The 24,450-nt window shown below is 75.2% G+C and carries 26 protein-coding genes; 9 read left to right on the top strand and 17 right to left on the bottom strand.

Annotation, left to right across the window (positions count from 1 at the left end; translation table 11 throughout):
- Window positions 1–38: 38 nt before the first annotated feature.
- On the bottom strand, window positions 39–839 hold the full coding sequence (locus STTU_RS24150; protein ID WP_234019415.1) for a peptidoglycan-binding protein: 801 nt from the start codon (window positions 837–839) through the stop codon (window positions 39–41).
- Window positions 840–1,115: 276 nt separating this feature from the next.
- On the bottom strand, window positions 1,116–1,664 hold the full coding sequence (locus tag STTU_RS24155) for a GNAT family N-acetyltransferase (protein WP_007827681.1): 549 nt from the start codon (window positions 1,662–1,664) through the stop codon (window positions 1,116–1,118).
- 142 nt (window positions 1,665–1,806) lie between these two features.
- Here STTU_RS24155 and STTU_RS24160 point away from each other — a divergent pair, with 142 nt between their 5' ends.
- Both STTU_RS24160 and STTU_RS24165 read left to right on the top strand, forming a co-directional pair.
- The gene (locus STTU_RS24160; RefSeq protein ID WP_202532032.1) at window positions 1,807–2,556 is read left to right on the top strand and encodes a hypothetical protein; all 750 of its coding nucleotides are present in this window, start codon (window positions 1,807–1,809) and stop codon (window positions 2,554–2,556) included.
- A gap of 5 nt (window positions 2,557–2,561) precedes the next feature.
- Window positions 2,562–3,284 carry a hypothetical protein gene (locus STTU_RS24165; RefSeq protein ID WP_007827685.1) on the top strand — a complete coding sequence of 241 codons (723 nt, stop codon included), beginning with the start codon at window positions 2,562–2,564 and terminating at the stop codon, window positions 3,282–3,284.
- 376 nt (window positions 3,285–3,660) lie between these two features.
- Here the strand turns inward: STTU_RS24165 and STTU_RS24170 are convergent, their stop codons facing one another.
- Together STTU_RS24170 and STTU_RS24175 are read right to left on the bottom strand one after the other, a co-directional pair.
- On the bottom strand, window positions 3,661–4,071 hold the full coding sequence (locus STTU_RS24170; protein ID WP_043257709.1) for a DUF1992 domain-containing protein: 411 nt from the start codon (window positions 4,069–4,071) through the stop codon (window positions 3,661–3,663).
- Window positions 4,072–4,130: 59 nt separating this feature from the next.
- Window positions 4,131–4,805 carry an O-methyltransferase gene (locus STTU_RS24175; protein WP_043256173.1) on the bottom strand — a complete coding sequence of 225 codons (675 nt, stop codon included), beginning with the start codon at window positions 4,803–4,805 and terminating at the stop codon, window positions 4,131–4,133.
- Between the two features lie 498 nt (window positions 4,806–5,303).
- On the opposite strand from STTU_RS24175, the gene STTU_RS24180 reads away from it, so the two are divergent.
- From STTU_RS24180 to STTU_RS24190, 3 genes are all read left to right on the top strand, one after another.
- Window positions 5,304–7,343 carry a bifunctional glycosyltransferase 87/phosphatase PAP2 family protein gene (locus STTU_RS24180; RefSeq protein WP_043256175.1) on the top strand — a complete coding sequence of 680 codons (2,040 nt, stop codon included), beginning with the start codon at window positions 5,304–5,306 and terminating at the stop codon, window positions 7,341–7,343.
- A 54-nt stretch (window positions 7,344–7,397) separates the two neighbouring features.
- Window positions 7,398–7,655: a hypothetical protein gene (locus STTU_RS24185; protein WP_007827698.1), complete on the top strand. Its 258-nt coding sequence runs from the start codon at window positions 7,398–7,400 to the stop codon at window positions 7,653–7,655.
- 95 nt (window positions 7,656–7,750) lie between these two features.
- Complete coding sequence (locus STTU_RS24190) at window positions 7,751–8,179, top strand: carboxymuconolactone decarboxylase family protein (RefSeq protein ID WP_007827700.1); 429 nt, start codon at window positions 7,751–7,753, stop codon at window positions 8,177–8,179.
- A 16-nt stretch (window positions 8,180–8,195) separates the two neighbouring features.
- Here the strand turns inward: STTU_RS24190 and STTU_RS24195 are convergent, their stop codons facing one another.
- On the bottom strand, window positions 8,196–9,335 hold the full coding sequence (locus STTU_RS24195) for an FAD-dependent oxidoreductase (protein WP_043256177.1): 1,140 nt from the start codon (window positions 9,333–9,335) through the stop codon (window positions 8,196–8,198).
- A 127-nt stretch (window positions 9,336–9,462) separates the two neighbouring features.
- Between STTU_RS24195 and STTU_RS24200 the strand changes: the two genes are divergently transcribed.
- The gene (locus STTU_RS24200; RefSeq protein WP_007827707.1) at window positions 9,463–10,173 is read left to right on the top strand and encodes a TetR/AcrR family transcriptional regulator; all 711 of its coding nucleotides are present in this window, start codon (window positions 9,463–9,465) and stop codon (window positions 10,171–10,173) included.
- Window positions 10,174–10,332: 159 nt separating this feature from the next.
- Here the strand turns inward: STTU_RS24200 and STTU_RS24205 are convergent, their stop codons facing one another.
- The 6 genes from STTU_RS24205 to STTU_RS24230 form a co-directional block, all read right to left on the bottom strand.
- A complete protein-coding gene (locus tag STTU_RS24205) occupies window positions 10,333–10,815 on the bottom strand; it encodes a transglycosylase SLT domain-containing protein (protein ID WP_007827709.1) in 483 nt (160 codons plus the stop codon).
- Between the two features lie 268 nt (window positions 10,816–11,083).
- Window positions 11,084–11,953 carry an ECF transporter S component gene (locus STTU_RS24210; RefSeq protein ID WP_043256179.1) on the bottom strand — a complete coding sequence of 290 codons (870 nt, stop codon included), beginning with the start codon at window positions 11,951–11,953 and terminating at the stop codon, window positions 11,084–11,086.
- On the bottom strand, window positions 11,950–13,689 hold the full coding sequence (locus STTU_RS24215; RefSeq protein ID WP_043256180.1) for an ABC transporter ATP-binding protein: 1,740 nt from the start codon (window positions 13,687–13,689) through the stop codon (window positions 11,950–11,952). Before STTU_RS24215 ends, STTU_RS24210 begins: the two co-directional genes overlap by 4 nt.
- Complete coding sequence (locus tag STTU_RS24220) at window positions 13,686–14,843, bottom strand: energy-coupling factor transporter transmembrane component T (RefSeq protein WP_007827715.1); 1,158 nt, start codon at window positions 14,841–14,843, stop codon at window positions 13,686–13,688. The genes STTU_RS24215 and STTU_RS24220 overlap by 4 nt, the downstream gene beginning before the upstream one ends.
- Before the next feature lie 17 nt (window positions 14,844–14,860).
- Window positions 14,861–15,556, bottom strand: a complete 696-nt coding sequence (locus STTU_RS24225; protein ID WP_043256182.1) for an SCO2322 family protein — start codon at window positions 15,554–15,556, stop codon at window positions 14,861–14,863.
- Entirely contained in the window at window positions 15,553–16,824 is a 1,272-nt protein-coding gene (locus tag STTU_RS24230; protein WP_007827719.1) for a prenyltransferase/squalene oxidase repeat-containing protein, read from the bottom strand. The genes STTU_RS24225 and STTU_RS24230 overlap by 4 nt, the downstream gene beginning before the upstream one ends.
- 311 nt (window positions 16,825–17,135) lie before the next feature.
- Here STTU_RS24230 and STTU_RS24235 point away from each other — a divergent pair, with 311 nt between their 5' ends.
- Genes STTU_RS24235 through STTU_RS24245 form a run of 3 tightly spaced genes read left to right on the top strand, consistent with a single transcriptional unit; the run spans window position 17,136 to window position 20,397 of the window.
- On the top strand, window positions 17,136–18,536 hold the full coding sequence (locus STTU_RS24235; protein WP_007827721.1) for a glycosyltransferase family 4 protein: 1,401 nt from the start codon (window positions 17,136–17,138) through the stop codon (window positions 18,534–18,536).
- On the top strand, window positions 18,530–19,333 hold the full coding sequence (locus STTU_RS24240) for a class I SAM-dependent methyltransferase (RefSeq protein ID WP_043256184.1): 804 nt from the start codon (window positions 18,530–18,532) through the stop codon (window positions 19,331–19,333). Before STTU_RS24235 ends, STTU_RS24240 begins: the two co-directional genes overlap by 7 nt.
- Entirely contained in the window at window positions 19,330–20,397 is a 1,068-nt protein-coding gene (locus STTU_RS24245) for a prenyltransferase (protein WP_043256185.1), read from the top strand. The genes STTU_RS24240 and STTU_RS24245 overlap by 4 nt, the downstream gene beginning before the upstream one ends.
- 133 nt (window positions 20,398–20,530) lie before the next feature.
- On the opposite strand, the gene STTU_RS24250 is transcribed toward STTU_RS24245, so the two are convergent.
- The 6 genes from STTU_RS24250 to STTU_RS24275 form a co-directional block, all read right to left on the bottom strand.
- Window positions 20,531–20,812: a hypothetical protein gene (locus STTU_RS24250; protein ID WP_010273961.1), complete on the bottom strand. Its 282-nt coding sequence runs from the start codon at window positions 20,810–20,812 to the stop codon at window positions 20,531–20,533.
- Window positions 20,813–20,907: 95 nt separating this feature from the next.
- A complete protein-coding gene (locus STTU_RS24255) occupies window positions 20,908–21,774 on the bottom strand; it encodes a DUF5336 domain-containing protein (protein WP_199785040.1) in 867 nt (288 codons plus the stop codon).
- A gap of 169 nt (window positions 21,775–21,943) precedes the next feature.
- Entirely contained in the window at window positions 21,944–22,861 is a 918-nt protein-coding gene (locus tag STTU_RS24260) for an N-acetylmuramoyl-L-alanine amidase (protein WP_007827731.1), read from the bottom strand.
- 35 nt (window positions 22,862–22,896) lie between these two features.
- Complete coding sequence (locus tag STTU_RS24265) at window positions 22,897–23,547, bottom strand: class I SAM-dependent methyltransferase (protein WP_007827733.1); 651 nt, start codon at window positions 23,545–23,547, stop codon at window positions 22,897–22,899.
- A 139-nt stretch (window positions 23,548–23,686) separates the two neighbouring features.
- Window positions 23,687–24,154: a type II toxin-antitoxin system VapC family toxin gene (locus tag STTU_RS24270; protein ID WP_043256186.1), complete on the bottom strand. Its 468-nt coding sequence runs from the start codon at window positions 24,152–24,154 to the stop codon at window positions 23,687–23,689.
- A complete protein-coding gene (locus STTU_RS24275) occupies window positions 24,144–24,413 on the bottom strand; it encodes a type II toxin-antitoxin system Phd/YefM family antitoxin (RefSeq protein ID WP_010273951.1) in 270 nt (89 codons plus the stop codon). Before STTU_RS24275 ends, STTU_RS24270 begins: the two co-directional genes overlap by 11 nt.
- Between the last annotated feature and the right edge of the window lie 37 nt (window positions 24,414–24,450).

The following is a 24,450-nucleotide window of genomic DNA, read 5'->3' on the forward strand; positions in this document are numbered from 1 at the left end:
CCAGCCGGATCGGAGCCCCCGGCGTCCGCCCCGCCCCGCTACCCCAACTGCGGCGTCTCCCCCTCCAGCTTCGTCCGCGTGTCCGCCCCGTAGACCCCGTGCTCGTCCGACGCCCCGCGCGTCACCTGGTACGTCATCAGCGCGTATTCGAGGCCGCGGTCGAAGCGCCCGTCGTCGCGGCCCGGGTAGATCCCGACGGCCCGCAGCCGCTCCTCCAGCTTCGCGACCTCCGGGCCGCTGTCGCCCCGCCGCAGTACCGCCTGCGTGACTCCCTCGGGCGGTCGCTGCTCGGAGGGCCCGCCCGTGGGCGGCTTTCGCACGGCGGTACGTGTCGGGGGCGGCGACACCGCACCGCTCGCGGTCACCGCCGGGGACCCGGACGCCGAGGCCCCGGGGCTCGGCGTCGTGCCGGACGCGGAGGCGCTGGGCGACGAGGCGGCGGACGAGGACGACGAGGGGGACGCCCCGGCCGCGGGGGAGAGGGACGCCGACGCGCTCGGGGACGCTTCCGTCCCGCCCGTGCGTACCGCGCTCGGCTCGGCCGCCGCCGCGACGCCCGGCGCCGCCCCCGGCGTACTCGGAGCCGAGGAGAACGCGCCGCCCGCGAGGAGCGCCGCGACGGCGCCCGCCACCACCACGGCCGCCCCCGAGGCCACGTACACGGCCTTGCGCTGCCCGCCGCCCCGCTCCTCCCCGACCGGCTCGCCCGTCGCCGGTGCGCCGGGCCCGGGGACGCGCGGCAGCCGCATCGTCGCCTCGGGGAGCGCACCGCCGTACGTCGTGGGCACCGGCTCCGCCCCGTCGGCCTCGTCCTCGCCGACCGTCACGTACGGCCGCACCCGCAAGGGGCTGAACTCCTCGCCGTCCGCCCCGCACCCGCACGGCTCCCCGCCCTCGCGCGGTCTTCCGCACTCCGGACAGGGCTCCTGTCCGTGCTCCCGCGCCTGTCTCTTCCCCTGCCCGCGTTCCTGCCCGTGTCCCTGTGCGTCCACCGCAGTCCCCTCCCGGCCCCCTGAGCGATCCCCGCGATTATGCCGAGACCCCCTGAGCACCTGTGCGACCGGGCGAGACCTGGCAACCCGTCACCCCCGCCCGCCCCAGGGAGACCGGGCCCCTCAGGCGGCTGCCCCCGGCACCTCTTCCGCCCCCGGCCCCTCCGCCGCGCCCAGCTCCTTCCTGAACCACCGCTCCGCGTACACGTCCTCCCACAGCGGCCCCGTCTCCCGCCACCCGTGCCGCGCGTACAGGCCCCGCGCCTCCACGAGGTCGTGTCGCGTGTCCAGGTCCAGGCGCCGCGCCCCGCGCTCCCGCGCCGCCACCTCCGCCGCGCGCAGCAGCAGCCCGCCGCCGCCCAGGCCGCGGAAGGCGGGGCGCACGTACATCCGGGTCAGCTCCAGGGCGTCCGGGCCGAGGCGGCTCGCCCTCAGCCCCACGCAACCGGCCGCCTCGCCCCCGTACCGGCCCACGAGCAGCAGCCCGTGCGGCGGGGCGAGCGGGGAGTGGTCGGAGGCGGCGAGCGCGCGGGCCAGTTCGTCCCGGTCCGTGTCGCGCCCCTCGCGCAGCCGGTACCAGCGGTCCGAGACCTCCGTGTAGTACGCGCGCCACAGGTCCGAAGCGGTCGGCGAGTCGTGCGGTTCGGGGGCGATCGCCCAGCGTGCGTCCATCCCGCGATCCTCACCCGCCGTACCGGTCGCGGGCCAACGGTTTTGACGCGCCTTTCGCGGCAACCCGGAGTGCTGAACGCAACACCCCGGGTCCGGGACAGGGACGCGGGTTCCGCCGGACTCATTCCCACGGAGGGCAAGCATGTCACCCGCCTTGACAATCGTGTTGATCGTGGTGGTGGTCGTCGTCCTCGCCGCCGTCGCGTTCCTCCTCGTACGGCGCGGGGCAGGCGCCCCGGGCGGCGGCTCGCTGCCGCGGCGCTTCGGCCCCGAGTACGACCGGGCCGTGCGTCACCACGACGGTGACAAGCGCGCCGCCGAGCAGGAGCTGAGGGAGCGCGTCAAGACCTACGGCTCGCTGCACGAGCACACCCCCGCTCCCGAGGAGCGCACGCGCCTCCTCGCCTCCTGGAGCGCCCTCCAGGAGCGCTTCGTCGAGGCGCCGCGCGAGGCCGCGGCCGAGGCGGACCGGCTCCTCGCCGAGACCGCGACGGCGGTCGGGCACCCCGGCGCCGACCGGCACGCGGCCCGGCTCGACTCGCTCTCCGTCCACCACCCGCACCACGTCGACGGCTACCGCAGGCTCCGCGCCGCGCTGACCCCCGCCGAGGGCGGTCACGAGAGCACCGAGGAACTGCGCGAGGCACTGCTCGCCGCGCGCGGCCTCTTCGAGGAGCTGATCGGCGCGGGCACGTCGGGGACGCGTACGGGTCGCGGCGCCGCACACCACGGCGCCCACCGCACCGAGCGCGCGGACGAAGGCGCGCAGGGACCGGGTACACCGCCCGCAGCCGGCACGGCACAGGCCCCGGCGCCGGGCACGGCCCCGGCTTCCGCCCCCGCCCCCGAAGCCACCGAGACCCACGAGGGCCACCAGGCCCGGAGGAGCTGACCGAGATGACCGCGACACTGCCCGACAGCACCAGCACCGGCGACCACGCCACCACGAGCTTCCTGCCCGCCGACGCACGGGAACGCCTCGAACCGAAACTCCGCGAGGCCGTCAGCGAGTTCGTGGACTCGCCCGCCGAGGCCGTCGAGAAGGCCGACCGCCTTCTCGCCGAGACGGTCGAACAGCTCCACCAGGCCCTCGTCCACCGCCACGGCGAACTCCGCTCGGCGTGGAACGGCAAGGAAGCCACGGGAAGCGCCCGGAGCGCGGGCGGTACGGAGCGCACGCGGCACGACGAGGGCACGCGGCACGACGACGGCGCCGGGTTCGGTGACGGCAAGGGGTTCGGCGACGGTACGCCGAGCGGTGCCGGTACGGGCCTGCGCGACGACCGTACGGACCTGACCGGCGACCGTGCGGACCTGGGCGGCGACCGTGCGGACCTGGGCGGCGACCGTGCGGACCTGACCGGCGACCGGGACCGTACGGGGTCGGCGCGCGACGCCGACCGCGACGGTACGGCCGACGACCGTGCCGGGCTCGCCGGCGCCGCCTCCGTGCGGAAGCCCGGCGGCACGACCGGCGCCGAGACCGAGGCCGGTCACCGTGTCCCCGGCGACGAGCGGACCGCCTCCCGGGCGGGCCACGGCGCCGAGGCCGACACCGAGCGGCTGCGCCTCGCGCTCCAGGAGTACCGCGAGACGACGGAGCGCCTGCTGAACCTGTGACGCGCGGCGGGACCGCACGGGCCACACGGGCCGTACGGTCCCCGCACGGACCACCCGCGGACCACGCGGACCGGGGTGGCGAGAGCCGGAAGGGGCGGACGACGGGTGGGACCCCGTCCTCCGCCCCTTCCCCATGCCACGGACCGGACCGGAGGACTCCGAACCCGGCGCTTCCGGCCGCTCAGCCCCCGTCCGCCCCGGCGCTCGGCCCCGGCCCCGGTGACCCGCCTCGTCCGCGCGGCACGTCCCCCGTCCGAGCGAATCCGCCTCCGTCCGCGCGGCCTCCGTCCGACCGCCCCCCCGCCACCCGGGGCCTCCGTACGACCGCCCCCGCTACGTGCGGCCTCCGTGCGAACGCCCCGTACGCGCCGCCCCGTCACCCGCTCCCGCCCTCAGCCCCCCTCGCCCCGCGCCACTGCGCCGCGATCTCCTCCACGTCGTACGGGCGCAGCCGCAGCGGCGGGCCTTCGAGCGGGCCGCGCAGGGCCTCGCGGATCTTCTCGTTCAGCTCCGTGACCAGGCGTCGCGCCCGCGCCTCGCTCGGTGCCTCGCGCGCGGCGGCGAGGGTGTCCTCGGCCTCCTTGCGCAGGGCGAGCGACGGCGGCAGGTGGGAGAGCCCTTCGCGGGCCATCTTCCCCTTGATCCACCACAGCTCGTCGTGGTGCGGGCCCTCGTCGGGGAGCGGCCTCCCGGCCAGCGCCCGGAACTCGCCGCGTTCCTCGGCCTCCCTGATCTGCCGGTCGATCCAGGACTCGAAGTCCAGGCCAGGGGGTTTCCGCCGGGTCATGCCGTGGCCTCCGTCCGCCGTCGTCCCCCGTGCGTACGCGTCCATTGTCCCCCGGGCGTTCAGGCGACGACGCGGGCCAGCGCGAAGCCGTCGTACCCCTTGCTGCCCACCGTCTGCACCGCCGTCGCGCTCAGGCGCGGCTCGCGGGCGACGAGGTCGAGTGCCTCGCGGGTGCCGACGACGCTCGGGTCCGTGCTCCGCGGGTCCGTCACCGCCCCGCCGCGCACGACGTTGTCGATCACGATGAGGCTGCCCGGCCGGGTCAGGGCCAGCGCCCACGTGACGTAGCCGGGGTTGTTGACCTTGTCGGCGTCGATGAAGACGAAGTCGAAGGGCTCCGGCTTCTCCTCGGCGAGCGCCGCGAGGCTGTCGAGCGCGGCGCCGACGCGGATCTCGACCGTCTCGGCGTACCCGGCGCGGTCGAGGTTGGCGCGCGCCACCTCGGCGTGCCTCGGCTCGTACTCCAGCGTCACGAGCTTCCCGTCCGCCGGGAGGGCGCCCGCGAGCCACAGCGTGCTGTAGCCGCCGAGCGTGCCGATCTCCAGGACGCGGCGGGCGCCCTGCGTCTCGGCGAGGAGACGCAGCAGTTTGCCCTGGTTGGGCGCGACGGCGATGGGCGGCAGCCCGGCCGCGTCGCTCGCGGCGAGCGCCTCGGCGAAGACGTCCTCGGCGGGGGCGAGCAGATCGGTGAAGTAGGTGTCGACGTCGTTCCAGGTCTGGGCGGGGTCGGGCACGGTGCGGCCTTTCGGTACGAAGCCGGGCTCCCGGTGCGGAAGCCCTCCGGGTGAGTTCCCCAAGGGAACTTATCACCGGGCCGTTCGGGGGACCCTGCCTTTGTCGATGTCACGTAGGGTGACCACCCTGTTGCCGGGAAGGTGCGGCGGAAACCGGCCGCGGGCCGACGGCTACGCTTTCCCCGCCCCGAGCGGGGCAAGTGGGAGCGTTCCGCGCCGTTCCGCGAGAATTCGGGAGGCGTCCGCTTCCTCGGTGGCGAACAACCTTGTCCAGATCCTCTGTTTTCGGCCAAAAGCCGGTCAAAACGTGGCCAACGGCAAGGTGAAAGAGAAGAGGCTATGAGGCGAACAGGGGCTCGGCTGCGTCTACGCACACGGGCGGCACGAGCCTCTGGGAGCACGGAGCGCGCCACCGAGGGCCGGGACGTGCCGGACAACGACGAGCGGGGCGGGAGGCCACACGACGTGGCGAATGCGGAGCGGAGCGGGACGGACGGGATGTTCGGTCCCGGCGGGCCCGAGGGTGTCAGGGCCCGGATGCGGGTCCTCTGCGTCGTGCTGTGGGCCGCCGCCGCGGCGCTCCTGGCACGGCAGCTCACGGCCGTCCTGCGGCTGCCCCCCGGGGACCGGCTGACCGACCTGGAGACGTGGGTCGGCCCGCAGGGGGTGCTCCACGTCTCCGGTTCCCTCTACGACACCGGGCGCTTCACCGGGACCCCCTTCGGCGGGCTCGTCCTCAAGCCGCTGCGCGAGGCGGCGCAGGACACCCTCGGCGTGCTGTGGACGGTGGCCAGCCTCCTGCTCGTCGTCGTGCTCGGCCTCGTCGTCGCGCGCGCCGTGCCCCGGCCCCGCTCGCACTCCCGCCTCGTACCGCTGCTCGTCGCGCCCGTCGCGATCTGCCTCTTCCTCGTCTCGCTCCCGGTGCGCAACGCCTTCCACACCGGGCAGCTGAGCATCCTCCCCGTCCTCCTCGTCGTCCTCGGCTGCTTCGCCGTGCGCAAGGACGTCCCCGCGGGAATCCTCATCGGCCTCGCGGCGGCCTTCCAGCCGACGATGCTGCTCTTCGCGCCGCTCCTGTGGCTCACGGGCCGCCGCCGCGCGGGTCTCTCCACGCTCGGCACCTTCCTCGCCGGCACCGCCCTCGCCTGGATCGCCCAGCCGCACGACTCGTGGACCTACTGGGTGCACCACATCGCGGGCGCCGGTCTCGGCTCCAGCGACGAACTCGCCAACCAGTCGCTGCACGGCGCGCTCCTGCGCTTCGGCCTGCACGGCCCGGCAGAGCTGGCCCTCTACGCGGTGCTCGCGCTCCTCGTCGTCTACGCCGGGCTGCGCCGCGCGGTGCGGTACGCGGCGGACGGGCAGCCGCTCCTCGCCGTCGCGATCACCGGCTGCGTCGCCGTCGCGATCTCGCCGACGAGCTGGCAGCACCAGATGCTGTGGGTCCTGCTCACCGTCGTCGGCCGCGTCGGCACGAAGGCGGCCGACCGGTACGTGTGGCCGATCGCCGTCGTGCTCGCGCTCTCGCTCACCCCCAAGGTCCTGCTGCCGAACATGGCGAGCCTCGACCCGATCACGCAGAACATCATCCTCATCGCCGCGCTCGCCGCGGCCTGCGTCGTGCCCTTCCTCAGCACCTCCGCGCCCGCCTACGAGCACCCCGTCCCCACCGTCCATCTGCCGCGCCGCCCCGCGCGCTGGTCCTGGGTGCCGCTGCTCCCCGTGTGGCGCTGGGTCGCCCGGCGTCCCAACCTGCTCCTCGAACTGCTCCTCATCCGCGTCGGCTACGCCGCCTACTCCGAGGTCCGCAAGGCCGCGCGCGGCGGCCGGGCCACGGCCGAGGACCACGGCGACATCGTCCACAGCATCGAGAAGTTCCTCCACATCGACATCGAGCACTGGGCCAACCACGCCGTCGTGAAGGTCTCCTGGCTGGAGGACTTCTTCAACTTCTACTACGAGTCCTTCCACTTCGTCGTCCCGCTCGCCGTCCTCGCGATCCTCTTCATCCGGCGGCCCGCCGAGTACCGGTGGGCGCGCAGCGCGCTCGGCTTCGCGACGCTCCTCGCGCTCCTCGGCTTCTGGCTCTTCCCGCTCGCCCCGCCGCGCCTCATGCCGACGCTCGGCTTCATCGACACCGTCCACGGCGTGCAGGACTTCAGCAAGCCGGACTACGGCAGCCTGACGGCCGTCACCAACCAGTACGCCGCGATGCCCTCGCTGCACTTCGGGTGGTCGCTGTGGTGCGGGCTCGTGATCGCGATCCTGGCGCCGAAGTGGTGGATGAAGGCGCTGGGGCTGCTGCACCCGCTGTTCACGGTCTCGGCGATCGTGGCGACCGGGAACCACTGGGTCCTGGACGCGGTCGGCGGGGCCACGGTGGTCGGGCTCGGGTTCGGGATCACGTACGCCCTGGCGGGGCCGAGGGGGCGGACCAGGACCGTGGGCATGGCCGCCGAGCCCTCCGGGCCGGGCGGGCCCGACGCGGGGGCTCCGCCCGCACGCCCCCGCTCCTCGGTCGCCGGAGGGACTTCCTGAGGAAGCCCTCGCAGGAGGGTTAAAAAAGGGCCCCGCTCCCGCAGACTCCCTCCCATGCACCAGGACGCCGTCATCGTCGGGGCCGTGCGGACTCCCGTCGGCCTGTACGGCGGGGTGCTCGCCGCCGTGCATCCGGCGCGGCGGCTCGGGCTCGTGCACGGGGCGCTGCCGGACCGGGCCGGGACCGGCGCGGCGGAGGTGGCGCAGGTGGTCTGCGGAGCCGAGACGCAGACCGGGGACCACACCTTCGCCCTCGCCACCACGGTCGGCGACGGCGCCCGGAGCGCGGCGACGGTCCTCGAACGGCTCTGAGGCCCGCTTCAGCGCTCCACCGCTTGCCTTGGAGTGTGCTCGAACCCCTAACGTCCTCGGCGACGGCCCACCGGACGAGGAGAGGACCACCCACCATGGCGGAGCACGCGGCCTGGAAGACCCCCGAGGAGCGGCACGCGCGGGGACTCGACGTGCTGAAGAGCGTGGACGGCACCGGCGGCGAGAAGGTCGTCGCGTCGCTCGCCGACGTGAGCCCCGAGCTGGGACGGCAGGTCGTCGGCTGGGCCTTCGGCGAGATCTACGACCGCCCCGGCCTCGTCCCGCGCGACCGCCAGCTCGTCACCCTCGGCATCCTCACCGCGCTCGGCGGCTGCGAGCCCCAGCTCGACGTCCACATCAACGCCGCGCTCAACACCGGGCTCAGCCCCGAGGAGATCACCGAGGCCCTGCTCCACGCCGCCGTCTACTGCGGAATGCCGAAGGCCCTCAACGCGACCTTCGTCGCGAAGAAGGTCTTCGGCGAGCGCGGGCTGCTGCCGGTCGGCGGCGAGCCGACCGGCTGAGCACGCCCGGCCCCGCTCAGGACTCCCAGTCCTGGCCCGTGATCAGGCGCAGGAACCGGTCCGGGGCGTCGGGGCCGAACATCAGCTCGTTCATGATGCTCGCCTGCCCGGCCTCCTCGTGGCTGCGCGGGAAGACGTCGCGCTCGTACGCGGCGAGCGCGGCCTCCGTGTCGTCCGGGTGGGCGGCGAGCGCCCTGCCCAGCTCGGCACCGTCGAACATCGCCAGGTTGGCGCCCTCGCCCGAGGGGATCATGAGGTGCGCGGCGTCACCGATCAGCGTGACGCCCGGCACCCGCTCCCAGCGGTGGTCGGCGGGCAGCGTGTACAGAGGGCGGAGGACCGGGTCCGTCTCGCCGTCCGTGATGAGGGCGGTCAGCTCGGGCGCCCAGCCCTCGAACTCCTTGAGCAGTCCGGCCTTGACGGACTCCGGGTCGTCGAAGCCGAGCGCCTCGAACCACTCCAGGGGCCGCCGCAGCGCGACGTACGTGTGGAGCCTGCCGCTCGCCTCGCGGTGGCCCTGGATGCCCTTGCCGGGCACGAGGACGAACATCCCCCCGGCGCCGACCGCCTTCGCCGCCTCGGGGTGGCGCGTGTCGGCCTCGTACAGGTACGTCTCGACGAAGGACGTGCCGGTGTACACGGGCTTCGCGTCCGACAGGAGCGGGCGCACCCGCGACCAGGCGCCGTCCGCGCCGACGAGCAGCCCGGTCCCGGCCGTCGTGCCGTTCGCGAAGCTCACCTCGTGGCGACCGCCGCCGAGCGCGCGCACCCCGGTGACCTTGTGGTCCCAGCGCACCGTGCCCTCCGGCAGCGAGTCCAGCAGGATCTGCCGCAGTTCCCCGCGCTGCACCTCGGGACGGCCGCCCGTGCCGTCGTCCTCCTCCTCCAGGAGGACGGACCCCTGCGGGGTGAGCGCGCGGGAAGCCTCGTGGCCCGCCAGGATGATCGCGCGGAACTCCTCCGTGAGCCCGGCGGCGGCGAGGGCGGCCTGCCCGTTGCTCTCGTGGATGTCGAGCATCCCGCCCTGCCCGCGGGACGTCGGCGAGGACTCCGCCTCGTAGACCGTGGACGGGATGCCGTGGACGTGCAGGACGCGGGCGAGCGTGAGTCCGCCGAGTCCCGCGCCGATGATCGTGACGTGCGTGTGCGTGCTCATGGCGGGCTCCTTCGCTGTCGTCCGGAGTGCCGTCCGGAAGGGCATCTGGAATGGTGTTCCATCACCACCGTGGAACATCATTCCAGGATTGTCAAGCTGGAACCGTGTTCCAGGGGTGTGTGCCAGGATGGGGGCCATGACGAAAAGGACCGCGCGCGCCGAGCCGCTCTCGCGCGAACGCATCGTCCGGACCGCCGTCGAACTGCTCGACACGGCAGGCGCGCGGAAACTCACCTTCCGGGCCCTGACGGAGCGGCTGGCGACGGGCCCCGGGGCGATCTACTGGCACGTGGCGAACAAGGACGAGCTGCTCGCCGCGGCGACGGACGCGGTCGTCGCGGACGCGGTGTCCGTGGAGCCCGGCGCGGGCGACTCCCCGCGCGAGGCCATCCGCTCGGTGGCCCTCGGCCTCTACGAGGCGACCGAGGCGCACCCCTGGCTCGCGGCCCAGCTCGCGGAGCAGTTCGCGCGCCGGCCGTGGGGCTCCGTGGCGCCGCGCGTCTTCGAGGCGCTGGGGCGGCAGGTGCGGGCGCTCGGAGTGCCCGAGAGCGGCTGGTTCACGGCCACGTCCGCGCTCATGCACTACGTCTTCGGTGTCGCGGGGCAGAACGCGGCGAACACCGACATGGCCGCGGACCTCCCGGAGGGCGAGACGCGTACCGAGTTCCTGGAGGCCGCCTCGCGCGCCTGGGAGGCCCTGGACCCGGAGGAGTACGCCTTCACGCGCGCCGTCGCCGGCCAGCTCCGCGATCACGACGACCGCCAGCAGTTCCTCGCGGGCGTCGATCTGGTCCTGGCGGGGATCGAGGCGTCGGTGCCGGGGGCGGCGTCGGCGTAGCGGGCGGGATCGGCGTCGGGGGAGGGCGGGGGCGGCGCGCCCTCGCGGGCGGCGGCAGGACGAACCCTCCTCACCCGGGACGGGCGGACGGCACGACGGAAGCCGCCGCCACCCGGAGCGGGTGGCGGCGGCTTCGTGTCGTGCGGTGGCCGGTGCGGCTCAGTACCAGTGGTGGGCCTGCCAGAAGTCCCACGCGGCGGCCGGGCTGCCGTAGCGCTCGGTCATGTACTGGATGCCCCACTTGACCTGCGTCCCGGCGTTCTCGTGCCAGTCGGCGCCGGCGGAGGCCATCTTGCTGCCCGGGAGGGCCTGGACCAGGCCGTAGGCGCCGGAGGAGGCGTTGGTGGCACGGGGGTTCCAGCCGCTCTCGTGCGACACGATCTTGTCGAACGCGGCGAACTGGCGGGCGTCGGGCAGCAGCTTCTTCGCGAGCGCCTTCGCCGAGGCCGGGTCGGCGGCCTTCGCCGTGCTCGCGCTCTTCGCGGCGCTCATGACCGTCGCTGCCTGCGGGGCCGGGGTGGCGGCGTGCGAGGCGGGGGCGGCCGTGAGGGCCATCCCGGCCGCACTGCCGACGAGAGCGGCACCGGTCAGGACCTGCTTGGGGACGAGGGCGAGACGGAGGGCGGCGGCGGGGAAGGGCATGCGCACGGAGGAGACCTAACGTCGGGGACGAGGAGTCGGGGCGCGGACCGCGGAGCGGGAGACCGCGTGGCGGTGTTTCGCTCCGGTGGCGGGTGGGTACTGCGCCCGGCGACGTCTCCCGTTGTAGCCCGGGGGCGGTACGGGCGGCAAAGAGCGGGTGTACGACGTCCGCTAGGAGTCATGGTGAAATGTCGCTTTTGTCCCTCTGGTTCTTCCGCCCCCGCCCTACTAAGCCGGTACGTGTGCGAGCCAGGTCACGTGCCCCGCCTCACCTTCGGGTGCCCTCTCCCTCACCCGGGGTGGACCTCTGCTCACCCGTCGCGAAGGAGACCTCCGGCTCGAACGCCGCCCTGCGGGTCGCCCGGCGCAGCGCCTTGAGGACGGCGGGCCCCAGCGTCAGGCTCAGCACCGCCGTGAGCACCGCGCGGGGCAGGTCCCAGCCGAGCGAGGTCGCGAGGCAGTAGGCGAGGAAGCGGCCCAGGTTCGCGCCGAGCGGGTCGCCCGGCACGTACGAGACGCCCGTCGACAGGCCGCCGAGGTAGGGCCAGCCCTGGAGATTCATGACGAAGCCGTACGCGAGCGCCGCGAGCGCCCCGTACCCCGCCAGGACCAGCAACTCCCGCACCCCGCGCAGCGACCGCGCACCGGGGAGCAGCCCCGCGCCGCCGGAGACCCAGCCCATCGCGAGCATCTGGAACGGCAGCCACGGCCCGACGCCGCCGGTCAGCAGCGCCGAGGCGAACATCGAGACCGCGCCGAGGACGAAGCCGAAGCCGGGGCCGAGCACCCGCCCCGCGAGCACCATGAGGAAGAACATCGGCTCGATGCCCGCCGTCCCCGCGCCCAGCGGTCGCAGCGCCGCCCCCGCGGCGGCGAGGACACCGAGCATCGCCACCGCCTTCGCGTCCAGGCCCCCGTCCGCGATCGCCGCGACCACGACAGCGAGCAGCAGCGGGAGCAGCGCCGCGAAGAGCCACGGCGCGTCCCCCGAGTGCGCGACGCCCGAGCCGGGCGCGGCGAGCAGCGGCCAGCCGAAGGCCATGACCCCGATCACGGTGACGAGCCCGAGCGCCGCGGCGGCGCGGGGCCCGAGCCGGACGGCGCGGGGCGTGCTCCCCGTACGCGCGGTGCCGCTCATCGCGCCCCCGCCCCCTCGGCCCCGAGCGCCTCGGCGACCTGCCCCACCGTGAGCCAGGCCGCCCCGGGCGAGGCGAGGATCTTCGCGGTCTGCGGGGCGAAGAGCGGCGAGGCGACGACGACCTCGGCGGCCGGGCCGTCCGCGACGACCTCGCCCTCGGCGAGGATGACGACGCGGTGGGCGAGTTCGGCCGCCAGTTCCACGTCGTGCGTCGCGAGGACGATCGCGTGCCCCGCGCGCGCGAGCCCGGTCAGGATGCCGACGAGCCGCGCCTTCGCCGCGTAGTCCAGGCCGCGCGTCGGCTCGTCGAGCAGCAGCAGCGGCGGGCGCGCGGTGAGCACCACGGCGAGCGCGAGAGCGAGCCGCTGGCCCTCGGAGAGATCACGCGGGTGCGTCGCGTCGGGCACGCCCGGCAGCAGTTCGCGCACGAGGGCGCGGCACGTCCCGGGCGCCGCGCCCGCGTCCGCGTCGGCGGCGGCGCACTCGGCGGCGACGGTGTCCGCGTACAGGAGGTCGCGCGGCTCCTGCGGCACGAGCCCGACGCGCCGGATCAGCCGGGCGGGCGCGAGCGCGCGCGCCGCCTCGCCGCCGACCGTCACGGACCCGGCCGTCGGCGCGAGCAGCCCGACGAGACACGAGAGCAGCGTGGACTTGCCCGCCCCGTTGCGCCCCATGAGGGCCACGGTCTCACCGCCCCGCACGGTCAGCTCGACCCCGCGCAGCGCCCGCACGGCGCCCCGCGTGACCGCGAGCCCCCGCACCCGGGCGGCCTCGGCGCCGGTGGGGGCGACGTCCGCCCCGGGACGGCGGCGCAGCACGCGATCGCGCAGGCGGGGCCGCGCGGCGCGAGGGGGCTCGGGGGAGGGAAGCGGTGGTGGGACGGGTGTCCCGGCGTGCGGGTCCACCGTCCCCGGCTCCAGGCCGCTCAGGCGCTCCCGCAGCTCCCCCGCCGTGCGGCGCGCGTCCCGCACCGACAGCGGCAGCGGCTCCCAGCCGGCCACGCGGCCGAGCGCCACGACGGGCGGGACGACCGGGGAGACCGCCATGACCTCGCGCGGCGTGCCCGTGACGGGCCGCGCGCCGAGCGCCTCGATCAGGATCACGCGGTCCGCGTACTGCACGACGCGTTCGAGGCGGTGCTCGGCCATCAGGATCGTCGTGCCGAGGTCGTCGACGAGGCGGCGCAGGACCGCGAGGACCTCCTCGGCCGCGCCCGGGTCGAGCGCGGAGGTCGGCTCGTCCAGGACGAGGACGCGCGGGTGCGGGGTGAGCACGGAGCCGATCGCGAGGCGCTGGCGCTGGCCGCCGGAGAGCGTCGCGAGCGGGCGGTCGCGCAGTTCGTGCAGGCCGAGGAGGTCGAGCGTCTCCTCGACGCGACGGCGCATGACGGCGGGGGCGAGGCCCAGGGACTCCATGCCGTAGGCGAGTTCGTCCTCGACCGTGTCGGTCACGAAGTGCGCGAGCGGGTCCTGCCCCACCGTGCCGACCACGTCGGCCAGTTCGCGCGGCTTGTGCAGCCGCGTGTCCCGGCCCGCGACCGTGACCCGCCCGCCGAGCGTCCCGCCGGTGAAGTGCGGCACGAGCCCCGAGACCGTGCCGAGCAGTGTCGACTTGCCCACCCCGGAGGGCCCGACGAGGAGCGCCAGCTCGCCCTCGGGCACGCTCAGGTCGACACCGGCGAGCGCGGGTGCCGCCGCCTCGGCGTAGGTGACGGAGACGTTGTCGAAACGGATCACGGTGCGGGCTCCGGGGCGGTACGGGTCAGGGGCGGCGCGGGCGGCGCCGCGAAGGCCGGGACGAGCCCGACGAGCACGGCGAGCGCGGGCCACAGCGGGAGGACGGGCGCGACGAGCGGCACGACGCCGGGGTGCAGCGCGGGCTCGTCCGCCAGGAGGACGAGCAGCGCGGCCACCGCGACCCCCGAGCCCGCCACGAGCCACGCCCGCACCCCCCAGGGATCGGGCCGGTACCGGCTGCGCACCGCGCGCCGCCCGCCGAGCCACAGCCCGCCCGCCGCGGCGAGCACCCCCGCCGCGAGCAGCGGGAACCCGTAGGCGGCGCCGGTGTCGGCGAGGAGCGCGTACGTCCCCGCGCAGACCCCGAGCAGGCCGCCGAGCGTCAGCGCGGCCGTCGTGCGGCGCACCGCGCGCGGCACCGAGGCGGTCCGCCCGTAGCCGCGCGCGTCCATGGCCGCCGCGAGGGAGACGGAACGTTCCAGCGCGCCCTCCAGCACCGGCAGCCCCACTTGGAGCAGCCCGCGCAGGCCCCGGTCCGGCCGCCCCCGCAGCCGCCGCGCGGCGCGCAGCCTGCGCACGTCCGCCACGAGGTGCGGCGCGAAGGTCATCGCGACGACGACGGCGAGCCCCGCCTCGTACAGCGCGCCCGGCAGCGACTTCAGGAGCCGTACCGGACTCGCGAGCGCGTTCGCCGCGCCCACGCACACGAGCAGCGTCGCGAGCCGCAGCGCGTCGTAGAAGGCGAAGAGCACCCCCTCCGCCGTCACGCGCCCGCCGAGCCGCACCCCCTGCGCCCACTCCGGCAGCGGGATCTCGGGGAGCGTGAGGAGCGTGTGGGTGCCGGGGACCGGGGAGCCGAGCAGGACGGCGAAGCCGAGGCGGATGACGAGGACGACCACCGCGAGCCGCAGGAACGCCCCGTACGCGCGCGCCCACGGCGCCTCGGTGCGGCGCGCGGCGACGACGTAGCTCGCGACACCGACGAGGAGCGCGAGGAGCAGCGGATTCGTCGTCCGGGTCGCCGCGGCGGCGAGCCCGAGCGCCCACACCCACCAGGCACCGGCGTGCAGGAGCGGGAAGTCCCGGCGCGAGGGGGCGGGGGCGGCTCCCGTACGGGCACGGCGCCCGGGGCCCGTGCCGCCCGTGCGCGCCACCCCCGCCGTTCCGCCGCTCACGGCCGCCGTCGGCGGAGGGTCTGCCACCCGATGCCCGCGGCCAGCACGACGAGCACGCCGACACCGGCGAAGACACCGACGGAGGGGCCGTCGCCGCCGTCCTCGTGCGCCGAGGTCTCCCGCGAAGCTTCCCCGGACGGCTCCCCGGACGCCTCCTCCGACGTGGCCGCCACCTGCTCGCCGCAGCCGTGGCGCGGGTAGTCGGCGATGGCGCACAGGAGCGCCGAGGCGTCGTAGCGCAGCGGCTTCGCGACGGCGGCGAGCGCGTCGGCGGCGCTCGCGTCCCCGGCGACCCGGGCGCACGCGGTACGGGCCCGGGGCGGTCGCTCGCCGGAAGGGGCGTCCGCCGCCGTGCCGAAGTCGATGACGAGCCCCACGCGCTTGCGGCCCGCCTCGGCCTTCGTGCCCGCGCAGATCGCGGCGAAGTCCGCCGTCGCGCGCGGCCGGGTCGCGTCGCCCGCGTCCTCGCTCACCGCGAAGCGGAAACCGGCCACCTCGCCGTCGCCGGGCCGCGCGAGCGCCGGGCCGCGCGTCGCGTACTGCCACGCGCCCGCGTCCGTACGCTCCCAGAACGACCAGTACCGGTACGCGCTCGCGGCCGAGGCGGGCGCGCCGAGACCGAGGACGCAGGCGAGCGCGGCGAGCAGAGCGAGGAGGGGGACGGCCGGTGACCTCGTGCGGCGGAGGGTCACCGCGCGGCGTTCTTCTTGTTGCGGCTGCTCAGCAGGAAGCCGATCCCGGCCCCCGCGGCGAGACCCACGCCCACGAACCACCACGGGCTCGACCCGCCGCCGTCGTCCTTCTTCTCGTCCTTGCCGGACGAGTCGGACGTGCCGGAGTCCTTCGCCCGCACGGTCTCGCCCGCGACCGTCTTCCCGCCCGGCCCCGTCGCCGCGAGCTTCGCGGGCAGGTCGCGGCCCACGAAGTCGGCCGGGTCGGCGCCGGTCGCGTGCGCGGCCAGGATGAGCTGGGACCACGCGGCGGGACCCGTCTTCCCGGCCCACGCGGGGCCCTCGGAGCGGAGCCAGTCGACCGCCTTGCGCGCCTCCTCGGGCATCCCGGCCGCCGCGAGCGCGACGGCGGTGTCCGCGGTGTTCCCCGGGTCCGGCTTCGGCTTCGCGCCGGGCAGCGCCGTCGTCACGGCGCCGTTCTCGCCGAGGACGCCGCCGAGCCAGACGGCGCCGTTGCGCGCGGCCTCCCTCGCGGTACGGGGCATGGCGCAGGCCACGCTCCCGCCGCGCTCCTCGTGCGGCGCGGCGACGACGAAGCCCGCGCCGTAGCCGGCCGTGACGGCGGCGGCGGTCGCGTCGGCGTTCGCGACGAGCGTGCCGTTCTTCTCGGGCTGGAACGCGAAGGCGGACCCGGCCTTGCCCGGCGACTGCTTCGCGTCGCACTTCAGCGCGAGGGAGAGCAGCGCGTCCTCGGCGGACTTCCCGCCCTTCGTCACGTCGGCCGGCTTCACACCGAGCGCGCGCAGCGCGCCGAGCACGACGGAGGTCGAGTTCGCGTCGGACGGCGAACCGGCCGTGTACCCCCAGCCGCCGTCCTCGTTCTGCGCGGACTTCAGCCACGACAGCGCCTTCTCGGCCTCGGCCCGGTGCCCGCCGATCGCGGCGAACGCCTGGATCGCCGCGCCCGTCTGGTTCGTGTCCACCTGGTCCTTCGGCCCGCAGTCCGCCGCGGGCTTCGCGCGGTACGGGGCGAAGGAGCCGTCCGCGCACTGCTGCCCGACGAGCCAGTCCACCGCCTTCACCGGCAGCTTCCGGCCCGCCGCGTCGAGCGCGACGAGGGACAGGGACTGCCGCCACACCCCGTCGTACGTGGGGTCCTGCGTCCCGAAGAGCCCTTCGGCGGGCCCCGGCGAAGCGGCGGGCGTCGCGGCGGGGGCGGGTGCCGAGGCGAGCCCGAGCGCGCCGGTGGCGACAAGGGGGACGGCGACGGCGAGGCGGCGGAGGTTCATGCGGGCGGCTCCTGGCGGGGCGCGCCTGGCCGGGGGCGCGGGGATTTCGGGGCCGCACCACTTTAGCTGGCGGGTGGTTTCGGCGGCTTTGGCGGGCAGGACCCCCGGACGGGCCCCCGCCCCATGGTGCGTGCGGGCCGCACCCGCCGCCGCCCGTCCTGACGTGCTCTTCGTCACCTCCCGCACCCGGTGTCCCACCGAGGCTACTTGCCGGTAGATTCTGGGGGCGGACGACGATCAAGGGGAACTTGTTCGGTTTTGCAGTCCCGGCGTAGGCTCGCCGGACGTTCAGGAAAGAGAGGGTGCCTGGAGTGACCGCCGAGGCCCTGGGTGCCCGCGCCGGACTCGATCGCCCGCTGCGCATCGCCCTGCTCACCTACAAGGGGAACCCCTTCTGCGGAGGACAGGGCGTCTACGTGCGCCACCTCTCGCGCGAACTCGCCCGGCTCGGGCACGAGGTCGAGGTGCTCGGCGCCCAGCCGTACCCCGTGCTCGACGAGGGCGTCCCGCTCACCGAGGTCGCGAGCCTCGACCTCTACCGCCAGCCCGACCCCTTCCGCACCCCGCGCCGCGAGGAGTACCGGGACTGGGTCGACGCCCTGGAGGTCGCCACGATGTGGACCGGCGGCTTCCCCGAACCCCTCACCTTCAGTCTCCGCGCCCGCCGCCATCTCGCGGCCAGGCGCGGCGCGTTCGACGTCGTGCACGACAACCAGACGCTCGGGTACGGGCTGCTCGGCGGCCCCCGCGCGCTCGGCGCCCCGCTCGTGACGACGATCCACCACCCGATCACGGTCGACCGGCAGCTCGACCTCGCCGCAGCGGAGGGGCTCAAGCGGCAGCTCTCGGTGCGCCGCTGGTACGGGTTCACGCGGATGCAGAAGCGCGTCGCCCGCAGGCTGCCCTCGGTCCTCACCGTCTCGGGCACCTCGCGCGCCGAGATCGTGCGCCACCTCGGCGTCGACCCGCGCCGCGTCCACGTCGTGCACATCGGCGCCGACACCGAGCTCTTCTCGCCCGACCCCGCCGTGCCCGAGGTGCCCGGCCGGATCGTCACGACGTCGAGCGCGGACGTCCCGCTCAAGGGCCTCGTGCACCTCGTCGAGGCGCTCGCCAAGGTCCGCGTCGAGCACCCCGGGGCGCACCTCGTCGTCGTCGGCAAGCGCGCCGAGGACGGCCCCGTCGCGCGCGCCATCGAGAAGTACGGGCTCGCCCACGCCGTCGAGTTCGTCAAGGGCATCACCGACGCGGAACTCGTCGACCTCGTGCGCTCGGCCCAGGTCTCGTGCGTGCCCTCGCTCTACGAGGGCTTCTCGCTCCCGGCGGCCGAGGCGATGGCGACGGGCACCCCGCTCGTCGCGACGACCGGCGGCGCGATCCCCGAGGTCGCGGGGCAGGACGGCGAGACGTGCCTCGCGGTGCCCCCCGGCGACGCGGGCGCGCTCGCGCAGGCCCTCGGGCGGCTCCTCGGCGACGCGGAACTGCGCGGCAGGCTCGGCGCGGCGGGCCGCGCCCGCGTACTGGAGCGCTTCACGTGGGCGCGCGCGGCCGAGGGCACGGCGGAGCGCTACCGCGCGGCGCTCGCCCGTACCCCCGCCTCCCGCCCCGTACGGCCGCTCACCCCCCGGGCCACGGGCCCCCTGGTGGCGGCCCCCGCCGTCCCCGCCCGCGAAACCGCCACCCCCGACCGCGAAAGCAGGTCCTCGTGCTGACCGTCGACTTCACCCGTTTCCCGCTCGCCCCGGGCGACCGCGTGCTCGACCTGGGCTGCGGAGCCGGGCGGCACGCCTTCGAGTGCTACCGGCGCGGGGCGCGGGTCGTGGCCCTGGACCGGAACACGGAGGAGATCCGTGAGGTCGCCAAGTGGTTCGCGGCCATGGAGGAGGCGGGCGAGGTCCCGGCGGGAGCCACCGCGACCGCGATGGAGGGCGACGCGCTCGCGCTGCCCTTCCCCGACGAGTCCTTCGACGTCGTGATCATCTCCGAGGTCATGGAGCACATCCCCGACGACAAGGGCGTGCTCGCCGAGATGGTCCGCGTCCTCAAGCCCGGCGGGCGCATCGCGGTCACGGTGCCGCGCCACTTCCCCGAGAAGGTCTGCTGGGCGCTCTCGGACGCGTACCACGAGGTCGAGGGCGGCCACATCCGCATCTACAAGGCCACCGAACTCGCCGCCAGGATGCGCGGAGCGGGCCTGCGCCCCTACGGCGCCCACCACGCGCACGCGCTGCACAGCCCCTACTGGTGGCTCAAGTGCGCCTTCGGCGTCGACAACGACAAGGCGCTCCCGGTCCGCGCGTACCACAAGCTCCTCGTCTGGGACATCATGAAGAAGCCCCGCACGACCCGGTACGCCGAACACTTCCTCAACCCGCTGCTCGGCAAGAGCTTCGTGGCCTACGCGACGAAGCCGCACCTGCCCCACGACGCCGCGGGTCCCCACGACGCCGTGCCGGGTCCCCACGACGCCGCCCCGGCGGCCGACGACGCCGCGCCCACCGCCGTATGACGACGCCCCGCACCGGCCTCCCCGTCCTCCCGGGCGTCCTCACCGCCGACGAGGCCCGCGCCACCGTCGCCGCGCTCCTCGGGCAGCAGCGCGAGGACGGGGCGCTGCCCTGGTTCCGCGGCCACCACCTCGACCCCTGGGACCACACCGAGGCCGCGATGGCGCTCGACGCGGCCGGGGAGCACGAGGCGGCGGCCCGCGCCTACGCGTGGCTCGCCCGCCACCAGAACCCGGACGGCTCCTGGTACGCGGCCTACCACGACGGCGACTTCGAGCGGCCCACCGATCGCGCGCGCGAGTCCAACTTCTGCGCGTACGTGGCGGTCGGCACCTACCACCACTGGCTCGCGACCGGCGACACCGCCTTCCGCGAGACGATGTGGCCCGTCGTCAAGGCCGCGCTGGGCTTCGTGCTCGGGCTCCAGCAGCCCGGCGGTGAGATCGGCTGGAAGCGCGAGGCGGACGGCACCCCCGTCACGGACGCGCTCCTGACGGGCTCCTCCTCCGTCCTGCATGCCCTGCGCTGCGGCCTCGCCCTCGCCGCCGCACGCGGCGAGGCGCAACCCGACTGGGAACTCGCCGCCGGAGAACTGCGCCACGCGATCCGCCACCACCCCGAGCGCTTCCTCGACAAGAGCCGCTACTCGATGGACTGGTACTACCCCGTCCTCGGCGGCGCGCTCGAAGGCACGGAGGCGCGGGCGCGGCTCGCCGCGCGCTGGGACGAGTTCGTCGTGCCGGGCCTCGGCTGCCGCTGCGTCGTGCCCAACCCGTGGGTCACGGGCGGCGAGAGCGCCGAACTCGCGCTCGCCCTCTGGTCGGTGGGCGACACGGAGCGCGCCACCGCGATCCTGCGGGACCTCGGGCGGCTGCGCGACCCGGAGACCGGCCTGTACTGGACGGGGTACGTGTACGAGGACGACGCCCTGTGGCCGCGTGAGCAGACGACGTGGACGGCGGGGGCGCTGCTGCTCGCGGTGGCGGCGATCGCCGGGGAGCCGGCGACGTGCGCGGTGTTCGGGGCGGGGCTCCCGGACGGGATCGCGGAGGCGGCCTGCGGGTGAGGAGCGGGGTGGGGCCGGGGCTTCGCCCCGGGCCCGCTGCGGGGCTCCGCCCCACGCCCCGGTTGTGGGGCTCCGCCCCACGCCCCGCTCCTCGAACGCCGGAGGGGCTCGATAATTGCGCCGCGCCGGGGGGTCAGCGGCGGATGCGGCCTGCTGCCGCGTGGCCGACGGCCAGGTAGACGACGGCTGCCAGGCCGTAGCCGCAGACGACGCGCGCCCACTCCTTGTCGAAGGTGAACAGGTCGCGTGACCAGCCCGCGAGCCAGGCGGCGGCGTCGTGCACCCACTGCACGAGGTCGTTGCCCCGGTTCGCGTCCAGGAGATACATCAGTATCCAGACGATGATGATGGCGGCCACGACATCGGCGACGAGCGCGATGATCCGGCCTATCGAGGAACCGCTTCTGGTGGACATGGCCACCGTATTACCGCTTGTGCATGGGTGAAACGGGGCCGGGGACAGGCCACTTGGGACCTGTCCCCGGCAAGGGGCCCGTGCGGGCGCGCGGATCAGCCGCGCTGGATGCCCGTCGTGTCGCGCAGGACGCCGCGCTTGCCGTCCTGGGTCTGGGCCACGAGGTCCTGGCCGCGCTGGTCAACGGCCAAGTACCAAGTGCCCGGGGTCAGTTCGGCGATCGGGGTGGGTGTGCCGTCCTCGCCGTAGATCGGGCGCGGCACGGGGACGGCGAACCAGAACGGGGCGAACTCGGCGGGCTGCGCGGCCGGCGGCGGGGTCGCCCCGGCCGGCTGCTGCTGCTGGCCCGCGGCGGGCTGCCCCGCACCCGGGTAGCCGTACCCCGGCTGCTGCGCCTGGCCCGCGCCCGGGTACCCGTAACCGGGCGGCTGCTGCTGGCCCGTGCCCGGGTAGCCGTACCCCGTCTGACCCTGCTGCTGCCCGTACGGCTGCGGCTGCGCGGGACGCGGGGCGGGGACGAGGGGGCCCTTGAGCGCGGGGACGAGGGGGCCCGCGACGGAGGCGGCGGCGAGGACGAGGGCGGCGATGAGGCCGAGGACGAGACCCGAGCCCGCCCCGATCCGCGCCACGCTCTGGACGTCGCTGAAGGAGCCCAGCGGGTCGAAGATCGTCCACAGCGCGGTCCAGGCGGCGAAGACCGTCAGGGCGGCGCCGAGCTGGCCGAGGTCCAGTCCGAGCACCTTGCGCGGCTGCGGCAGCAGCCTCGTGAGGATGACGAGCGCGGCCCCGATGACCCCGGCAAGGTAGACACTCATCAGGAGCCCGAGACTGTCCCAGGCGTTGGGGACGCTGGTGCAACTGTCGCTGTCGCAGGAGAAGGTGCCGAGGAACGAGGCGATGAACAGCACCACCGCGGCCACGATCACCACCCCGTCGCCTCTGGTCAGAGAGCGGATGTTCACGTCGTCAGGTCCTTCGTCGGCAGTGGTCGGCAAGCCGGGGCGTGCTCACCGCCGACCGTGGGTCGCAAGGTCCGTACGGCAGAGATCCCCCGAGCTCCCGAGGACCATACCGCCACGGGACCGGGCCCGTCCGGCGGCCCCGCGCGCCCACCCCGGCACCACAGCGTTCTCACGACTTCTCCCCGGCGTCCTCCGTCAGGTACGCGGCGACCCCCACCGCGATCCCGCGCGCCGCGCGCTCCCGCCACTTCGCGCTCGTCAGCAGCCCCGCGTCGCGCGCGTCGCGCATGTTCCCGCACTCCAGGAACACCTTCGGGACGCGGCTGAGGTTGAGGCCGCCGAGGTCGGAGCGGGTGTCGAGGCCCGTACCACCGTTGATGTACGTGGCGGGGGAGGTGTCCGTCGCCTTCGCGAAGGACGCGGCGAGGCGGGTGCCGAGGTCGTGCGAGGGCGCGGTGATCGCGCGGGTGTCGGCCTTCCCGGCGTGCACGGCGCCGGGCATGATCACGTGGAAGCCGCGCGCCCCGGCGGGGGCGCCGTCCGCGTGCACCGAGACGGCCGCGTCCGCCTCCGCCTCGTTGCCGATCTCGGCGCGCTCGTCGACACAGGGCCCGAACTCCCGGTCCCCGTCGTGGGTGAGCCGCACCTCGGCGCCCTGCGCGCGCAGCAGCTTCCGCGCCCTGCGCACGACGTCGAGCGTGAACTCGGCCTCCGGGTAACCGGCGTTGGTCTCGGTCCCGGTCGTGTCGCACTCCTTGCGCCCGTTGCCGACATCGACCTGACGGTTGATGTCGGCGGTGTGCAGGCGGTTCTTCGTGTTGTGCCCCGGGTCGAGGACGACGACCTTCCCGCTCAGCGGCCCGGTGGACGGCGAGGGGCCGGGGGACGCGGGGGTACGGACCGGGGCGGGCGCCGCCTTCGCGTCGTCGGCCCCCGTACCGCCCCCGCGCCCCGCGACGCCGTACCCGATGCCCCCCGCGAGCAGCAGGACGGGCACGGCGACGGCGGCGACGGTGAGCAGCCGCCGGGAACGCGGCGGGCGGCTCGGTCCGGACGGGAAGGGCTGGGGAGTGGGGGAGTTGGACACGCCCGCGATCGTAGGGGGTACGGGCCCCGGCGCGCTCAGCGGCGCCGCAGCACCCGCAGCGAGTCCACCGTCCGGACCTCGTCGAAGTCGCCCGATGCGACCGCGCGCAGCCAGACGCGGTACGGGGCCTGGCCGCCGTCGGCCGGGTCGGGGAAGACGTCGTGGATGACGAGGAGGCCGCCCGGGGCGAGCCGGGGCGCCCAGCCCTCGTAGTCGGCGTTCGCGTGCGCGTCCGTGTGCCCGCCGTCCACGAAGACGAGCCCGAGCGGCCGCGCCCACACCGCGGCGACCTGCGGGGAGCGCCCGACGACGGCGACGACGTGCTCTTCGAGCCCGGCCCGGCGCAGGGTGCGGCGGAAGGCGGGCAGCGTGTCCATGACCCCCAGCTCCGGGTCCACCGTCTCCGGGTCGTGGTACTCCCAGCCGGGCTGCTGCTCCTCGCTGCCCCGGTGGTGGTCGACGGTGACGACGGTCACCCCGGCGGCCCGCCCGGCATCGGCGAGCAGCACCGTGGACCGCCCGCAGTACGTCCCCACCTCAAGAAGGGGCAGCCCCAGCCGCCCCGCCTCGACGGCCGCCGCGTACAGCGCGAGCCCTTCGTGCACGGGCATGAACCCCTTGGCCCCCTCGAAGGCGGCGAGGACACCGGGAGAGGGGGTGGCATCGACGGCGTGCGTCTCGGGCATGACGGGCGTCCTCCAGCGGTACGTGACAAGCGGAGCCGCACCTGCGCACGAGCGTCGGCCTCCGGTACGGCCCCCGCATCGTGCCCCACCGCACCCGCACCCGCACACGCCGCCCCCGCGGTGGGGCGCTTCCGGGGCGTCACCCCTCGTGCGGCACCGCCGGGCGAGTGACGGGGACGACGGTGAGGAGTCCGTCCAGTCCCTTGAAGTCGTCGGGGTTGGTGGTGAAGAGCGGAAGTCCCTCCGCCACGGCGATGGCAGCGATCATCAGGTCGGCCACCCGGCGACGGGGCTTGCGGCCCGCGCTGATCACCGCGGCGCAGATCCGGCCGTAGACGCGGGCGGCCTCCGCGTCGAACGGGATGGGGTCGAACTCGTTCTCGGCACGCTGGAGCACATCGAGGCGCCGGGCGCGCTCGGCGTGTTCGTCGTAGTCGCCCTGTTCCTCGTTGCGGCGGACCTCGTGGGGGCCCGCGGACAGCTCCGCCAAGGTGACAGATGTGATCGCCATCTCGTCCGGCAGCTCTTCGGGCGCGACCCATTTCCGCAGGATCATGATGTTCGTGTCGAGGAGCCCTTGCGCGAAGGGCGGGCGGTCACCGGGCATAGGGGTCGTCCGGGGCGGTGTCGGCGGTGGTCTCCTGATCGGCCCTGAACGTCTGGAGATCGATGCCGGGGGCAGTCCTCGACATCGCGGCGAACTCCTCGCGGGAGACGAAACGACGCCGTCGGCGCAGTGGGACGAGCTGACCGATGGGGTGACCGTCGCGGGTCACGGTGAAGGACTGGCCGCCCTGTATGGCGTCCATGATCTCGCGTGACCTGTTGCGCAGGTCCCGCTGGGTGATTTCGGGCTGAACGCTCATACCGACCAGGATAGTGCGTGGTGGCACGGCGTGCTAC

It is taken from the genome of Streptomyces sp. Tu6071 (assembly GCF_000213055.1).
GTDB lineage: Bacteria > Actinomycetota > Actinomycetes > Streptomycetales > Streptomycetaceae > Streptomyces > Streptomyces evansiae.

Bases quoted from the DNA above. Each gene is read 5' to 3' on its own strand.
- STTU_RS24155 (WP_007827681.1), bottom strand. From the start codon at position 1,664: ATGGACGCACGCTGGGCGATCGCCCCCGAACCGCACGACTCGCCGACC.
- STTU_RS24160 (WP_202532032.1), top strand. From the start codon at position 1,807: ATGTCACCCGCCTTGACAATCGTGTTGATCGTGGTGGTGGTCGTCGTC.
- STTU_RS24165 (WP_007827685.1), top strand. From the start codon at position 2,562: ATGACCGCGACACTGCCCGACAGCACCAGCACCGGCGACCACGCCACC.
- STTU_RS24170 (WP_043257709.1), bottom strand. From the start codon at position 4,071: ATGACCCGGCGGAAACCCCCTGGCCTGGACTTCGAGTCCTGGATCGAC.
- STTU_RS24180 (WP_043256175.1), top strand. From the start codon at position 5,304: ATGTTCGGTCCCGGCGGGCCCGAGGGTGTCAGGGCCCGGATGCGGGTC.
- STTU_RS24185 (WP_007827698.1), top strand. From the start codon at position 7,398: ATGCACCAGGACGCCGTCATCGTCGGGGCCGTGCGGACTCCCGTCGGC.
- STTU_RS24190 (WP_007827700.1), top strand. From the start codon at position 7,751: ATGGCGGAGCACGCGGCCTGGAAGACCCCCGAGGAGCGGCACGCGCGG.
- STTU_RS24195 (WP_043256177.1), bottom strand. From the start codon at position 9,335: ATGAGCACGCACACGCACGTCACGATCATCGGCGCGGGACTCGGCGGA.
- STTU_RS24200 (WP_007827707.1), top strand. From the start codon at position 9,463: ATGGGGGCCATGACGAAAAGGACCGCGCGCGCCGAGCCGCTCTCGCGC.
- STTU_RS24205 (WP_007827709.1), bottom strand. From the start codon at position 10,815: ATGCCCTTCCCCGCCGCCGCCCTCCGTCTCGCCCTCGTCCCCAAGCAG.
- STTU_RS24210 (WP_043256179.1), bottom strand. From the start codon at position 11,953: ATGAGCGGCACCGCGCGTACGGGGAGCACGCCCCGCGCCGTCCGGCTC.
- STTU_RS24230 (WP_007827719.1), bottom strand. From the start codon at position 16,824: ATGAACCTCCGCCGCCTCGCCGTCGCCGTCCCCCTTGTCGCCACCGGC.
- STTU_RS24245 (WP_043256185.1), top strand. From the start codon at position 19,330: ATGACGACGCCCCGCACCGGCCTCCCCGTCCTCCCGGGCGTCCTCACC.
- STTU_RS24250 (WP_010273961.1), bottom strand. From the start codon at position 20,812: ATGTCCACCAGAAGCGGTTCCTCGATAGGCCGGATCATCGCGCTCGTC.
- STTU_RS24265 (WP_007827733.1), bottom strand. From the start codon at position 23,547: ATGCCCGAGACGCACGCCGTCGATGCCACCCCCTCTCCCGGTGTCCTC.
- STTU_RS24270 (WP_043256186.1), bottom strand. From the start codon at position 24,154: ATGCCCGGTGACCGCCCGCCCTTCGCGCAAGGGCTCCTCGACACGAAC.
- STTU_RS24275 (WP_010273951.1), bottom strand. From the start codon at position 24,413: ATGAGCGTTCAGCCCGAAATCACCCAGCGGGACCTGCGCAACAGGTCA.